11 protein-coding genes are annotated in these 12,995 nt (G+C 76.5%); 4 read left to right on the top strand and 7 right to left on the bottom strand.

Translation table 11 applies throughout. The features are described 5' to 3' along the window. Positions 1-113 precede the first annotated feature (113 nt). From groL to AC1VL8_RS07315, 3 genes are all read right to left on the bottom strand, one after another. Positions 114-1,742, bottom strand: a complete 1,629-nt coding sequence (gene groL / locus AC1VL8_RS07325) for a chaperonin GroEL (RefSeq protein WP_483074697.1) — start codon at positions 1,740-1,742, stop codon at positions 114-116. A gap of 229 nt (positions 1,743-1,971) precedes the next feature. Further along, positions 1,972-4,524 (bottom strand): helix-turn-helix transcriptional regulator, encoded by a 2,553-nt coding sequence (locus AC1VL8_RS07320; RefSeq protein WP_483074696.1) that lies wholly within the window; start codon positions 4,522-4,524, stop codon positions 1,972-1,974. Between the two features lie 64 nt (positions 4,525-4,588). After that, entirely contained in the window at positions 4,589-5,227 is a 639-nt protein-coding gene (locus AC1VL8_RS07315) for a signal peptidase I (RefSeq protein WP_483074695.1), read from the bottom strand. A 251-nt stretch (positions 5,228-5,478) separates the two neighbouring features. On the opposite strand from AC1VL8_RS07315, the gene AC1VL8_RS07310 reads away from it, so the two are divergent. Then, positions 5,479-8,025, top strand: coding sequence for a helix-turn-helix domain-containing protein (locus AC1VL8_RS07310; RefSeq protein WP_483074694.1), 2,547 nt, complete (start codon positions 5,479-5,481; stop codon positions 8,023-8,025). Between the two features lie 33 nt (positions 8,026-8,058). Then, positions 8,059-9,348, top strand: coding sequence for a glucosidase family protein (locus tag AC1VL8_RS07305; RefSeq protein ID WP_483074693.1), 1,290 nt, complete (start codon positions 8,059-8,061; stop codon positions 9,346-9,348). A 29-nt stretch (positions 9,349-9,377) separates the two neighbouring features. On the opposite strand, the gene AC1VL8_RS07300 is transcribed toward AC1VL8_RS07305, so the two are convergent. The 3 genes from AC1VL8_RS07300 to AC1VL8_RS07290 all read right to left on the bottom strand — a co-directional run bounded on the left by AC1VL8_RS07300 (position 9,378) and on the right by AC1VL8_RS07290 (position 10,737). Beyond that, a complete protein-coding gene (locus AC1VL8_RS07300; protein WP_483074692.1) occupies positions 9,378-9,581 on the bottom strand; it encodes a cold-shock protein in 204 nt (67 codons plus the stop codon). Between the two features lie 128 nt (positions 9,582-9,709). After that, the gene (locus AC1VL8_RS07295; protein WP_483074691.1) at positions 9,710-10,348 is read right to left on the bottom strand and encodes a LytR C-terminal domain-containing protein; all 639 of its coding nucleotides are present in this window, start codon (positions 10,346-10,348) and stop codon (positions 9,710-9,712) included. A gap of 35 nt (positions 10,349-10,383) precedes the next feature. Next, the gene (locus AC1VL8_RS07290; RefSeq protein WP_483074690.1) at positions 10,384-10,737 is read right to left on the bottom strand and encodes a DUF3263 domain-containing protein; all 354 of its coding nucleotides are present in this window, start codon (positions 10,735-10,737) and stop codon (positions 10,384-10,386) included. Positions 10,738-11,009: 272 nt separating this feature from the next. Here AC1VL8_RS07290 and AC1VL8_RS07285 point away from each other — a divergent pair, with 272 nt between their 5' ends. Continuing rightward, complete coding sequence (locus tag AC1VL8_RS07285) at positions 11,010-11,684, top strand: uracil-DNA glycosylase (protein WP_483076205.1); 675 nt, start codon at positions 11,010-11,012, stop codon at positions 11,682-11,684. 32 nt (positions 11,685-11,716) lie between these two features. Next, entirely contained in the window at positions 11,717-12,529 is an 813-nt protein-coding gene (locus tag AC1VL8_RS07280) for an SGNH/GDSL hydrolase family protein (protein ID WP_389232912.1), read from the top strand. A gap of 21 nt (positions 12,530-12,550) precedes the next feature. Here AC1VL8_RS07280 and AC1VL8_RS07275 read toward each other — a convergent pair whose 3' ends face one another. Then, a complete protein-coding gene (locus tag AC1VL8_RS07275; protein ID WP_483074689.1) occupies positions 12,551-12,976 on the bottom strand; it encodes a hypothetical protein in 426 nt (141 codons plus the stop codon). Positions 12,977-12,995: the final 19 nt, after the last annotated feature.

The raw sequence follows: 12,995 nt of genomic DNA, 5'->3' as shown, positions 1-12,995 counted from the left end.
AGCGAGCGCGGGAGCGGTGCGCGGGACGGGACGTGCGACGGGCCGGCCACCCCGTGGGGTGACCGGCCCGTCGTGCCGTGCTGGTGCGGGGCGTCAGCCCCGCGGCGACTGGATCAGAAGTCCATGCCGCCCATGCCGCCGTCGCCACCGGGGCCGGCCGGGGCCGACTTCTCGGGCTTGTCGGCGACGACCGCCTCCGTGGTGAGGAACAGCGCCGCGATGGACGACGCGTTCTGCAGCGCGGAGCGGGTGACCTTGACCGGGTCGTTGACGCCGGCGGCCAGCAGGTCCTCGTACACGCCGGTCGCGGCGTTGAGGCCGGAGCCCGCGGGGAGGTTGCGGACCTTCTCCGCCACGACGCCGCCCTCGAGGCCGGCGTTGATGGCGATCTGCTTCAGCGGCGCGTCGATCGCGATGCGCACGATCTGCGCACCGGTCGCCTCGTCGCCCTCGAGCTCGAGGGTCGCGAAGGCCTTCTCGCCGGCCTGGATGAGTGCGACGCCACCACCGGCGACGATGCCCTCCTCGACGGCGGCCTTGGCGTTGCGCACCGCGTCCTCGATGCGGTGCTTGCGCTCCTTGAGCTCGACCTCGGTCGCCGCGCCGGCCTTGATGACGGCCACGCCGCCGGCCAGCTTCGCGAGGCGCTCCTGGAGCTTCTCGCGGTCGTAGTCCGAGTCGGAGTTCTCGATCTCGGCGCGGATCTGGTTGACGCGGCCCTGGATCTGGGCGGCGTCGCCGGAGCCCTCGACGATGGTGGTCTCGTCCTTGGTGACGACGATCTTGCGCGCCTGGCCGAGGACCTCGAGGCCCACGGTGTCGAGCTTGAGGCCGACGGTCTCGGACACGACCTGGCCACCGGTGAGGATCGCCATGTCCTGCAGCATCGCCTTGCGGCGGTCGCCGAAGCCCGGGGCCTTGACGGAGACGGACTTGAACGTGCCGCGGATCTTGTTGACGACGAGCGTGGCCAGGGCCTCGCCCTCGACGTCCTCGGCGACGATGAACAGCGGCTTGCCGGACTGGATGACCTTCTCCAGCAGCGGCAGCAGGTCCTTGACGTTCGAGATCTTCGACTCGACGAGCAGCACGTAGGCGTCCTCGAGGACGGCCTCCTGGCGCTCCGGGTCGGTCACGAAGTACGCCGACAGGAAGCCCTTGTCGAAGCGCATGCCCTCTGTGAGCTGCAGCTCCAGGCCGAGGGCGTTGGACTCCTCGACCGTGATGACGCCCTCCTTGCCGACCTTGTCCAGCGCCTCGGCGATGAGCTCGCCGATCGCGGTGTCGCCGGCGGAGATCGACGCGGTGGCGGCGATCTGCTCCTTGGTCTCGATCTCCTTCGCCTGCTCGAGCAGGGCGGCGGTGACGGCCTCGACGGCCTTCTCGATGCCGCGCTTGAGGGCGATGGGGTTGGCGCCGGCGGCGACGTTGCGCAGACCCTCGCGCACGAGCGCCTGGGCGAGCACGGTGGCGGTGGTGGTGCCGTCACCCGCGACGTCGTCCGTCTTCTTGGCGACCTCCTTGACGAGCTCCGCGCCGATCTTCTCGAAGGGGTCCTCGAGGTCGATCTCCTTGGCGATGGAGACGCCGTCGTTGGTGATCGTGGGGGCGCCCCACTTCTTGTCCAGCACGACGTTGCGGCCCTTGGGGCCCAGGGTGACCTTGACGGTGTCGGCGAGGACGTTGAGTCCGCGCTCGATGCCGCGACGGGCCTCCTCGTTGAAGGCAATGATCTTGGCCATGGGGCTATCGATCCTTCACTGTGGCTCGTGGTTCGGCCGGACGGTGCCCGCGACGGACGGCCACGCCGCTGCGACGGTCATGTCCCGTCGTGCGGCGGACCTCACCGGGTCGGCCTCGCTTCTCATTCTGTCACTCTCGACCCGAGAGTGCTAAGCACATGGTTAGCACTCGGACCTGCCGAGTGCAAGGCCGCTCAGCCCTCGGCGGACAGACCACGGGCCGGCGCGCCTACACCTCGGTCCAGCGGTCGAGGTCGCCGCGGCCGCTGAACCCGAGCTTGCGCAGCACGCTGCTCATGTGGTTCTCGACGGTCCGCACGCTGAGCACGAGCTGGTCGGCGATCTGCCGGTTCGTGAGCCCCGCGCGGGCCAGGACCGCGACCTCCCGCTCCCGGTCCGAGAGCACCTGCACCCGCATCGCCAGCGAGCCGCCCGCCTCCCGCGCCGTCCGCGCCGGTCGCCCCGCCGCCGGGGGCTCCGCGGCGACGGCGGCCGGGGGTGCGCTGGCGCGCGCGGCGTCGACCAGGGCGACGGCCGTGCGCGTCAACCCGGACGGGATCCAGGGGCGCCCCGCGGCCAGGGCCGCGCCCACCGCGGGCGCGTCGCCGGCGGCGATCGCCTCGTGCAGCCGCAGGTGCGGTGCGAGCAGCGGCAGCGGCGTGCGCGCGAAGGCGGCCTGGACGGTCGCCAGCTGCCCGGTCGACATCGGCAGGGCCGACAGCAACCAGCAGAGCAGCGCCGGCTGCATCAGGCCGCGCTCGGCGTACCGGGACCCGCGCTCCCACATCTCCTCGGCGGCGTCCTCGTCGTGGTCCTGCGCGACCTCCAGGGCGGCGTGCGCGAGGACCCGCAGCGACCGGACGAGGGGCCGGCGGCTGCGCGGCGCGGCGTCCAGCTCCGCCAGGAGGATGCGTGCGACCGGCAGGGCACCGGCCCGCCCCTGCAGGGCGGCTCCGAGGACCAGCGCCCGGCGGTAGAAGGCGCTCTCGAGCGGACCGGCGGGGCCGAGCCGCAGCGCCGTGCTGATGACGCGCCACGCGGCCTGGGGCTGGCCCGCGAACAGCAGCACCTGCGCGAGGACGCACGCGTGCGCGCGGATCCCGACGGTGTCCAGGGCGTCGTAGGCCGTCTCGAGCCGCGCGCGTGCCCACGCCTCGGCCTCCCGCAGCTCACCGAGCATCAGCAGCGCCTCGCCGTGGAGCGCGTCGAGGTGGTGCTGCAGCTCCGCCGGCGTCCCGGCCGGGCGGCCGTCGCCGCAGACCTGCACGGTGAGGTCCGGCCGGCCCGCCTCGAGCGTGGCGGCCGCCCGCGCGAGCGTCGACCACCCGCGCAGGTCGTGCGGCAGCCGGTCCTCGTCGAGGGTCTCGAGCAGCTCGTCGTCGGACGCCCCCTCGTGCACGCGCCGGACCACGCGGTCGCCGAGCGCGTCGACCTCGACGAGCGGCCGCAGGTCGTCCGCGTGCTCCCCGAGGCGGACGCGGACGGACTCGACCGGCTCACCGCGCCAGAAGGCCCACCGCGCCTCGAGCAGGCGCAGGCGGGTGCGGTCCTGCGGCCGGTCACCGGGCCCCGGTCGCGTGTCGCGCAGCACGCGCGCGATCTGCTCGTCGGCGGGACGCCGCATCAGGCGCTCGAGGTAGGCCACCGCGCGAGCCACGGTGGGCTCCGCCTCCCAGGCGGCGCGCGCGGCGGCCTCCTCGCTCGCGGACCGGTGGTGCACGACCGCGACGAGCTCCGCCGACACGCGCCAGTAGTCGCCCTCACGCGGCTCGCGCTCCGCGAGGACGAGGCCCCCCGACGCCCCGGCGGGGGCGGGGTCCGCCGCGACGGCGGTCGCCAGCCGGTCGGCCAGCGCCGCCACGTCCCGCTGCCCGAGACGCTGCCGGAGCGCCGACGCCAGTGCGGGCGGCGAGACGACCAGCTCCTCCGGCTCGCCACCGAGCCGGTACGCGACCAGGCGCCCGTCGGCGACCAGCCGCTCCACCACCGCCGGGTCGAGCAGGCGCACCGCGTCCGCGCTGCCGACGGAACCCAGCCACGCGACGAGCTCCAGCGCACCCACGGCGTCGTCGTCGAGGCGCGACAGCAGCGCGTGCGCGACCGCGTCCAGCGGGGCGTCGTCGAGGGGCCGGACCTTCGTCCACAGGCCGTCGGCGAGCTCGACGGCGCCGGCGAACCGCGCGGCGCGGGCGAGCGCGACCGCCACGCGCGGGTTGCCCGCGGACCGGGCGGTCACCGCGGAGACCAGGGCCACGTCGGGCGCCGCACCGAGGACGTTCGACAGCAGCCCGGTCATGGCGGTGAACCCGAGGGGCAGCAGCCGCACCTCCGCGGGCGCGCACTGGGCCACCAGGGCCGCGATCTGCGGCGTGCGTGGTCGGGAGAGGTCCCGCGTGCTCGACATCACCAGGGCGCAGCCGGTGCGTCGCACGACCTGCAGGACGACCGCGGCGGTGCCCTCGTCGACCAGGTCGACGTCGTCCACGAGCAGGACCGCACGCGGCCCGTGCAGCTCTCCGGCGAGCCACTCGACGAGGGCGGCCTCGGCCTGCGCCGGCTCGCGGGACGACACCGAGGGGTGCCCGAGCAGCGGGGCGTAGGGGGTCGACCCGCCGGCCCGCAGCAGCAGGCCCGACACGTTGCGGTGCGACGCCGCGGCGAGCGTGGCCTCGAGCACCGCGGTGCGGCCCGATCCGGCGTCGCCGCGGACGAGCACGTTCTGCCCGGCGGTCAGCCACCGGAGCACGGCGTCGACTGCGCCGCGCGTCCCTTCGAATGCCATGAGCTCCCCGGAGGTGCGTGGTGGGTGGGTGGTGTGCGGTGCGTGCCGACGTGCGCGATGCGGGTCATGCCCGCCCGCGGCGGCCGGTGGGGTAGGTCGCGGCGGCCGTGAGGACCAGCAGGCCGGCGACGACCGCCACGACGTGCTCCTGGAGCCCCATGACCAGGCGGCCGAGGTGCGGCACGGAGCCGAGGACCAGCCCGACGCTGTCGACGGTGTAGGGACGCGCGTCGGGCTCGGTGTTGGCGTCGCCCTGGAGGCGCAGCTCCGTCGCTCCGCCCTCGGCACCGGGGGCCACCTCGACGACGCGGTGCGTCACGAGGCCGTCGCCGTCCTGACGGGGCAGGGTGACGACGTCGCCGACCGCGACGGACGCCGCGTCGACGGTGCGGGCGACGGTCAGCGCACCGACCTGGATGCCGGGGGCCATCGAGCCCGAGACGACGATCGCCGGGCGCACACCGGTGACGAGGCAGAGCACGACGACGACGACCGAGAGCGTGCCGACGACCGCGCCCACGTCGAGCAGGGTCTTCTGCACGCGGGACACGACCCGCAGCAGCGTGCCGGTGGTCTCCGCGGTCGTGGCCGTCGCCTCCGTCGTGGCCGTCGCGTCCGTCGCGTCCGTCGCGTCCGTCGTGGGCGCCGGGCGGAGGACGGGGCGGCGGGTGGGCCGCGGTGCGGGGCGGCTGTCGGTCGTCATGCGGGTCCTCTCCAGGGGTGGTGGGTCGGGGTGCCGGGGCCTGCTCGGACCGTGCCGTCAGCTGCCCCGGGGCCGCCCGGCGCCGGTCCACGTGGGGACCGGGGCGGCGGCACGTCCGAACCCTCTCCCGCGCCGGGGCGGGGTGGGCCCGCTCCTGCCGGACCTGAGTAGTGCCGCGCGGACCCCTGAGTAGGTGCGGCGGGCAAGTGAGGGTCCGGGCGGCTGCGACGCGTCTGAGTAGCGTGGTGCGGGTGCCGACCGGGACCGGGCCGCTCACCGTCGAGCCGGCCGTCGTGGACGAGGTGGTGCGCTACCTGCTGGACGGGGTGAGCGTGAACCTCGTGGGTCGGCGTGGCTCGGGACGGTCCCAGGCCGCGCGGCGGGTCGCCGACCTGCTGGGGGACGCCGGCGTGTCCGCGGTGCGCCTGCCCGGGGTGCGCGCGCTGGCCGACCGGCCGCTCGCCGCCGTGGCGGTCTCCGGGCTGGACCTGGTCGGCCCCGGGAGCGCCCCGACCACCGCTGCCGTCGTGGACGCCCTGGTGGACCTGCTCGAGTCGCGGTCCTGCGTGGTCGTGATCGACGACGCGGACGACCTCGACGACGTGACCGCGGGCGCCGTGATGGCGGCCCGGGTGCGGGCGGCGGTGCCCGTGCTGGCGGTCAGCCGACCGGCGGGTCGGCGCCAGCAGGCGATCCGCGCCCTTACCACCGAGCTGCAGCCGGGCGCGCGCCTCGTGCTGCAGCCGCTGGGGTTCGCCCAGGTCCACGTCCTGGTGCACGACCTCCTGGGTGCGTCCGTGGACCCGGCCGTCGTCGCGCGCCTCGCCACCCGGTCCGGCGGGCTGCCGGGCCTCGTGCACGCGATGGTCGACTCCGGTCGGCGCAGCGGCCGCCTGCGGTTCGAGGACGGCCTGTGGACCGGGGACGACGAGGGGTGGGCGCCGGAGCTGGCCCAGGCCGTCGAGCCCCTGCTGGCCGACCTGCACGACGACGACCTCGACGCCGTGACGCTGCTCGCCGTGGCCGGGGCGTCGCCGGCGCTGCGCGCCCGGGGCCTGCTGCCGTGGACCGCGCTGAACCGGCTCGACGACGTCGGCCTGCTGCAGGTGAGCGACACCGTCAGCGGGCCCGTGATCGGTGTCTACCCGCCGCTGCTCGGCGAGTACCTGCGCCACGAGGCCTCGGTGACGCGCCGCGCGCAGGTCCGCGAGCTGCTCGCGGCGCACGGGCTGCCCGCGCAGCCGGGGTCCCCGGGGGACGCGGCCGAGCACGCCTCGCTCGTGGCCCAGCGCTCGGCGGAGCACTGGCAGGCGAAGCTCGCGGCCCGCCGGGCCGCGTGGGAGCGCGAGCCGGTCGCGGCGATGGCGGTTCCGCTGGTCGCCGCGATGCACTCGACGTCCGCCCGCGTCGGGGACGTCGAGGCCGTGGTCGCACGGACCGCCCCCGACGGCGACCCGCGGTCCCGCGCCCTGCTCACGGCGTGGCAGGCGGTGTTCCGCGCGCTGCGCGGCGACGACCTCGCGGGCGCCCGGGAGGTGCTGGAACGGGCGCGACCGCTGGCCGGGGAGCACGAGGCGTTCCTCCGGGGCGTGCAGGCGCACCTGGGCTTCGTGCTCGACGCCCTCCCGCCGGCGGAGCTGCTGGCGCCCGCGGCGCCCGGCCAGGACCCGATCGGCACCGAGACGCTGACGGCGGTGCGGATCGAGACGCACCTGGCCGCGGGGCGCGTCGGGGAGGCTCGCGCCCTGCTCGACGACTACGACCCGGTGTTCCCGCCCGACCGGCACCACGGCCAGGTCTGCCGGGGACTCGCGCTGGTCCTCGCGGGTGACGTGGACGAGGGCGTCGCGTGGGCGCTGGACCGGGTCGGCGAGCTCCAGGAGGGCGCGGACGCCGTCCCGCTGCAGTCCCACTGGTACGTCGCCGCGCTGGGGCTGACGCTCGCCGGGCGCTTCGAGGAGTTCGACCGCGTCGTCGGCGAGGCGCTGGCCGCGCCGCACGTGCTCGCGATGCACCGGCACTACCAGGCGGGCCTGCTGTCGCTCGCGGCGATCGTCGCCGGGTGGCAGGGGCGTGCCGGGTACGCCCGGGCGCTCGCCGTCCAGGCCCGGGCTCTCGGCCACCGGCAGGGCCCGTTCCCCGCGATGGTCCCCGGCACCCTGCTCGCGCTCGCCCGCGGCGGCGACCAGGCGGACGTCGCGGACGAGCTGTGGCGCGCCGCGCAGGACAGCGTCGCCGGGGGCTACGTCGCCGCGGGCGTGGTCGCGGCGGTGGCGTCGCTCGAGCGCCGGCCGGACCCCGACCGCGCCGAGGCACTCGAGGCGGCGACCGCGGGAACCGACTCCCGGCTGCTCACCGCCCTGACCTCCTACGCCGTCGCGGCTGCCCACCGGGACCCCGACGCGCTCGCCGCGGCCTCCGTCGCGCTCGACGCCGGCGGGACCCACCTGTACGCCGTCCGCGCCCTGGTGATCCGGGCGCTGGCACTGCGCGAGCAGGGTGACCTGGCCGGGGCCTGCCGGCAGGCGGGTGACGCGTGGGACGTCGCGCAGGGGCGCGGCGCGGAGCGGCACGGGCTGTTCGCGCCGCTGGTCGAGGCGGTGGACCTGAGCGCCCGCGAGCTCGAGATCGTCCAGCTCGCGGCCGCGCAGATGTCCGGCGGCCAGATCGCGACGGCGCTGAGCATCAGCTCCCGGACCGTCGAGAACCACATCCTGGCGGCCCACCGGAAGATCGGCGTGGACAACCGCGAGGACCTCACCCGCGCCGTGACGACGTGGCTCGGCGGGATGGCCTGACCGCGACACGGGAACTCCCGTTAGCCTGCGCGCATGCCGTCCCGCACCGTCGCCGCCGTCGTCGCGCTCACGGTCGTCGGGTGCGGACTGGTCGCGTTCGGCGCCACGGGACCGCGCGAGGCGCACGTCGACCTCTACACCGAGGGCGTCGTCGCCACCCCCGACGGCCCGCAGGGGGTGCCCGTGGGCGAGGTGCCGGAGCTGCACCCCGGCACCCGGGTGCCCGTGGACGACACCACGGCGGCCGACGACGCCCTGGCGGACGAGCAGCGCGCGTGGCTGGCGTCCGGCGAGGTGCCCGGCGCGGACGGGCCGTACGCGGACCTGGCCGCCGACGCCCTGCTGGACCTGCGGACCCTCGTCCTCGACGACGGGGCGTCGGTCGCGGCGTGGAGCCCGTACTGGCGGTACGTCTGGCCGCGGGACGCGTCGTTCGTCGCGGTGGCGCTGGCCCGGACCGGGCACCCGCAGGACGCGCTCGACGTGCTGGGGTTCCTGACCCGGGTGCAGGCGGCCGACGGCTCGTTCCAGGCCCGGTACCTGCCGGACGGCTCCGGCGCGGTGCCGGACGACCGCACACCGCAGACGGACGGCACGGGCTGGGCGCTGTGGGCGGCGGGCGAGGTGGTCGCCGCCGCCGACCCCGCCGACCGCCCGGCCACGGCGGCACGCGTCGAGCAGCTGGTCCGCCGGGGCACCGCGCACGCGTCCGCCCTGGTCGCCGGCGACGGGCTGCCCGCGGCGTCCCCCGACTACTGGGAGGTCGAGGAGGACGAGCTGACCCTCGGGACGGTCGCGCCCTTGCTCGCGGGGCTCGAGGCGGCGGACGACGTCCTGGACCTGCTCGGCGACCCGGCCGCGGCGGAGGAGGCGCGCGACGCGGCGACCCGCACCCGCGCGGCCGTCGAGCGGGCGTTCGGCGGGGACGACGCCTACGGGCGGTACGCCGACGGCGGGCCCGCGGACGCGGCGAGCGCGTTCGTGCTGCCCCCGTTCCAGCCCGTCGCGCTGACCGGCGGCGTCGAGGCGTGGCAGGCGTCGGCGGCGGCGATGGCGCGACCCGCGGGCGGCCTGGCGCCGGGGGCCGCGTGGAAGCGCGACGGCATCTCGTGGACGCCCCAGACGTCGCTGTACGCCCTGACCGCCGCGTCGAACGGGTTCCCGGACGAGGCGCGCGCACGGCTGGACTGGTTGGACGCGCACCGCACGGCGATGGGCGCGCTGCCGGAGAAGGTCCTCGCGGACGGCTCACCGGCCGCGGTGGCGCCCCTGGCGTGGACCGCCGCTTCGGTGGTGCTGACCGTCGACGCGCTGGACGGCTGACCGGCGCGTCGCCGGCAGCGCGGTCGGGCTCAGAGCGGGCGGACCTGCTCCGCCTGCGGACCCTTGGTGCCCTGCCCGACCTCGAACTCCACCTGCTGGCCCTCGTCGAGGCTGCGGTAGCCGCTCGACTGGATGGCGCTGAAGTGCACGAACAGGTCCTGCCCGCCGTCGGCCGGGGTGATGAACCCGAAGCCCTTCTCGGCGTTGAACCACTTCACGGTCCCCTGCGGCATGCGGCTGCTCCTCGGTCCGGCCGGTGTCCGGCGCGTTCAGGTGGGCACGGCGTGTCGCGGTCGGCGTGGGAGCGCGCTCACCGCGACGCCGCCGACTGTAGCCGCGGCGCCGCGGCGGGCGGAAGAGGTCAGCTGACGAAGTCGCGCAGCAGCAGGACGACGACGCCGTCCTCGGCCACGTCGGCGGACTCGACGACGTTGGTGATGCCGAGCGTCGTCGCGACCTGCTGCGCCGTCGCGGCGAGCTCGGGCGTCCCGTAGAACACCGTGGTCGCGGTGCTGCCGCCGGCGTTGCCGTTGCCCGCCGTGACAGCCGTGAATCCGGCGTCCTCGAGGTCCTCGGCGGTGCTCGCCGCGAGCCCCTGCCGGTTCGCCGCGTTCAGCACGCGCACGGACGCGGCCAGGTCGGGCGCCGGGGGCGCCTCCTCGACGGGGGCTTCCTCGGCCGGCGTCTCCTCGGCCGGGGCCTCCTCGGCGGGCGCCTCCTCCGCGGGCGTCCCCTCGGTGGCGGACGGGTCGGGCGTCTCGGCCGGCTCCTGCGCGGCGGGCGGCGCGGACGAGCTGCCGAAGCCCGGCAGCGAGCCGTCCCACGAGGACGCCCACAGCACGAACCCGACCGTCAGCGACGGGACGAGCACGACGACGGCCACGAACGGCCACCACCGGCTCCACCAGCTGCGGGGTGCCCGGTGGACGCCCACCGGCACATCCTGCGCCGGCTCGGCGTCGAACTCGTCCTCCGGGTACCGGTCGCTGGCCTTCGTCACGGCGGACAGGCTAACGGCTCGCGCTGCTCAGACCCTCATGCGTCCGCGCCGAGCCGCCGCGCGCTGCGGGCGCGCTGCCGCGTCGCGCGCATCCGGCGGAGCCGCTTGACCAGCATCGGGTCGTGCGCGAGGGCGTCCGGGGAGTCGATCAGGGCGTTCAGCACCTGGTAGTACCGGGTCGCCGACATGTCGAACAGGTCGCGGATCGCCTGCTCCTTCGCGCCGGCGTACTTCCACCACTGGCGCTCGAAGGCGAGGACCTGCTGGTCGCGCTCCGTGAGCCGGGCGCCGGGCGTCCCGTCGGCCGGGGATCCGTCGGCCGGGGTGTCGAGCGCCACCAGCACCGGCCGGGTCACGTCCTGCTGCGCCGTCGCGTCCAGCCCTGCCATCACCCGCCACCTCCTGCGTCCACCCGCGGTCGGCGTCCATCGTACGGCGGTAATCACACCGGTGTCATTCCTGCCGCGCCCCCCGCACGCCCTCCCCACCCCGCCCTCTCCTGCCCGCCCCCTCGTCGAGATGGCAGGACGCGCCTGGAGCGCGACCCCGCGGCACAGGCGCGTTCTGCCATCTCGGCGCACGCCGGCGCAGGCAGGCGCAGGCGTGCGCAGGCCGGCGCAGGCCGGCGCAGGCGCGGGGTGGGATAGCGTCGGGGACCGTGATCGCCGCTCCCCTCGCCGAGCTGGTCGCGCCCGACTGGGCGGCCGCGCTGGCGCCCGTCGAGGAGCACGTCCACGCCGCCGGGGCGTTCCTGCGGGCCGAGGTCGCCGCCGGGCGCGGGTACCTCCCCGCCGGGCCGGACGTGCTGCGCGCGTTCACCCGGCCGCTCGCGGACGTGCGGGTGCTGCTCGTCGGCCAGGACCCCTACCCGACGCCCGGGCACCCGACGGGGCTGTCGTTCTCGGTGCAGCCGGACGTGCGCCCCGTGCCGCGGTCGCTCGCGAACATCTTCACGGAGCTCGAGTCCGACCTGGGCGTGCCGCGCCCCACCACCGGGGACCTGTCGCCGTGGGCGGACCAGGGCGTGCTGCTGCTCAACCGCGTCCTCACCGTCCGCCCCGGCGAGCCGGCGTCGCACCGCGGCCGGGGGTGGGAGCAGGTCACGGCGCGCGCGATCGAGGCGCTCGTCGAGCGCGGCGGCCCGCTCGTCGCCGTCCTCTGGGGGCGGGACGCCCAGCAGCTCGCCCCGCACCTCGGCGACGTCCCGGTGGTCGCGAGCGCGCACCCGAGCCCGCTGTCGGCACGCCGGGGGTTCCTCGGCTCGCGGCCGTTCTCCCGGGTGGACGCGCTGCTCGCCGAGCAGGGCGCCGCGCCGGTGGACTGGACGTTGCCCTGACACCGGCGGTGCCGCGGGGGCAGACTGCGGGCATGACGACGCAGCACGACGTGGCGGGCGGTGCCCCGCGCTGGTCGCGGTACGTGGCGGTGGGCGACTCGTTCACCGAGGGGCTCTGGGACTCCCCGGGCGGGGAGGACGGTCCGCTGCGCGGCTGGGCCGACGTGCTCGCCGCGCACCTGTCCGACCGCCGCCGCGCGGCGGGCCTGCCGCCGCTGCAGTACGCGAACCTCGCCGTGCGCGGCCGGCTGCTCCGGGCCGTCGTGGCCGAGCAGCTCCCGGCGGCGCTGGCCCTCGAGCCGGACCTGGTGAGCCTGGTCGGCGGCGGCAACGACATCCTGCGCCCCGGCTCGGACCCCGACCGGCTCGCCCGGCAGCTCGAGCAGGCGGTGTCACGGGTGCGGGCGACCGGCGCGGACGTGCTCCTGGCGACCGGGTTCGACTCCGCGGGTTCGGCGCTGGTGTCGGTCACGCGCCCGAAGGTCGGCGTCTACAACGCGCACATCTGGTCGATCGCCCGGCGGCACGGCGCGCACGTGCTCGACCTGTGGGGCATGCGGCACCTGCGGGACATCCGGATGTGGTCGCCCGACCGGATCCACCTGACCACCGAGGCGCACGCCCGGGTCGCGCAGGGCGCGCTGGTCGGGCTCGGACTGGCACCGGACGACGCCGCCTGGGACGACCCGCCGACCGACGTCCCCCGGGTCAGCCGCGTCGAGCAGGCGCGGCTCGACGCGCGGTGGGTGCGGGTCTACGCCTACCCGTGGGCGACGCGGCGGCTGCGCGGCACGTCGTCGGGCGACACCCGTCGGCCGAAGCTGCCGACGCTCACCGAGTTCTGACGCCGGACCGCGCCCCGGCGCTCAGCCGGTCGCGGCGGTGGCGCTCCCGCCGTCGGTGACCAGGGCGAGGGAGACGCCGGACAGCGCCTCGACCGGGACCTGCGCGCCCGGCATCCCGATCGTGGTGGTCGGGGCCGTCACGGTCGCGCGCGCCTCGGCCAGCGCCTCGTCGTCCGACCCGTGCAGGGTCACCGCCACCTCGCGGCCCGCGCAGCCCGCGGGCACGTCGGACAGGGCGGCGCCCGTCACGCCGTAGCCGCCGAGCGCCGCGACGTAGTCGATGTCGTAGCCCACCTCGATCCGGCTGACCACGCAGGCGCCGGCGGGGGCAGCGGCGGTGCCGTCCCAGGTCGCGGCGCGGGCCATCGAGACCGCCAGGCCGGCGCACCCCAGCCACGCCAGGGTGACTCCTGCCGCGCGGCGCGCGCGGGTGCGCTCGTGCGCCATCGGCGCCCCCTCCGTGGAA

This window comes from Cellulomonas sp. KU4C, assembly GCF_056868065.1.
The sequence above is the reverse complement of the archived record's forward strand: the minus strand, read 5'-3'. Positions and strand labels throughout refer to the sequence as shown.

Coding starts and splice junctions, on each gene's coding strand:
- AC1VL8_RS07280 (WP_389232912.1), top strand. CDS start 11,717: ATGACGACGCAGCACGACGTGGCGGGCGGTGCCCCGCGCTGGTCGCGG.
- groL (WP_483074697.1), bottom strand. CDS start 1,742: ATGGCCAAGATCATTGCCTTCAACGAGGAGGCCCGTCGCGGCATCGAG.
- AC1VL8_RS07300 (WP_483074692.1), bottom strand. CDS start 9,581: ATGCCGCAGGGGACCGTGAAGTGGTTCAACGCCGAGAAGGGCTTCGGG.
- AC1VL8_RS07305 (WP_483074693.1), top strand. CDS start 8,059: ATGCCGTCCCGCACCGTCGCCGCCGTCGTCGCGCTCACGGTCGTCGGG.
- AC1VL8_RS07320 (WP_483074696.1), bottom strand. CDS start 4,524: ATGGCATTCGAAGGGACGCGCGGCGCAGTCGACGCCGTGCTCCGGTGG.
- AC1VL8_RS07290 (WP_483074690.1), bottom strand. CDS start 10,737: ATGGCAGGGCTGGACGCGACGGCGCAGCAGGACGTGACCCGGCCGGTG.
- AC1VL8_RS07315 (WP_483074695.1), bottom strand. CDS start 5,227: ATGACGACCGACAGCCGCCCCGCACCGCGGCCCACCCGCCGCCCCGTC.
- AC1VL8_RS07275 (WP_483074689.1), bottom strand. CDS start 12,976: ATGGCGCACGAGCGCACCCGCGCGCGCCGCGCGGCAGGAGTCACCCTG.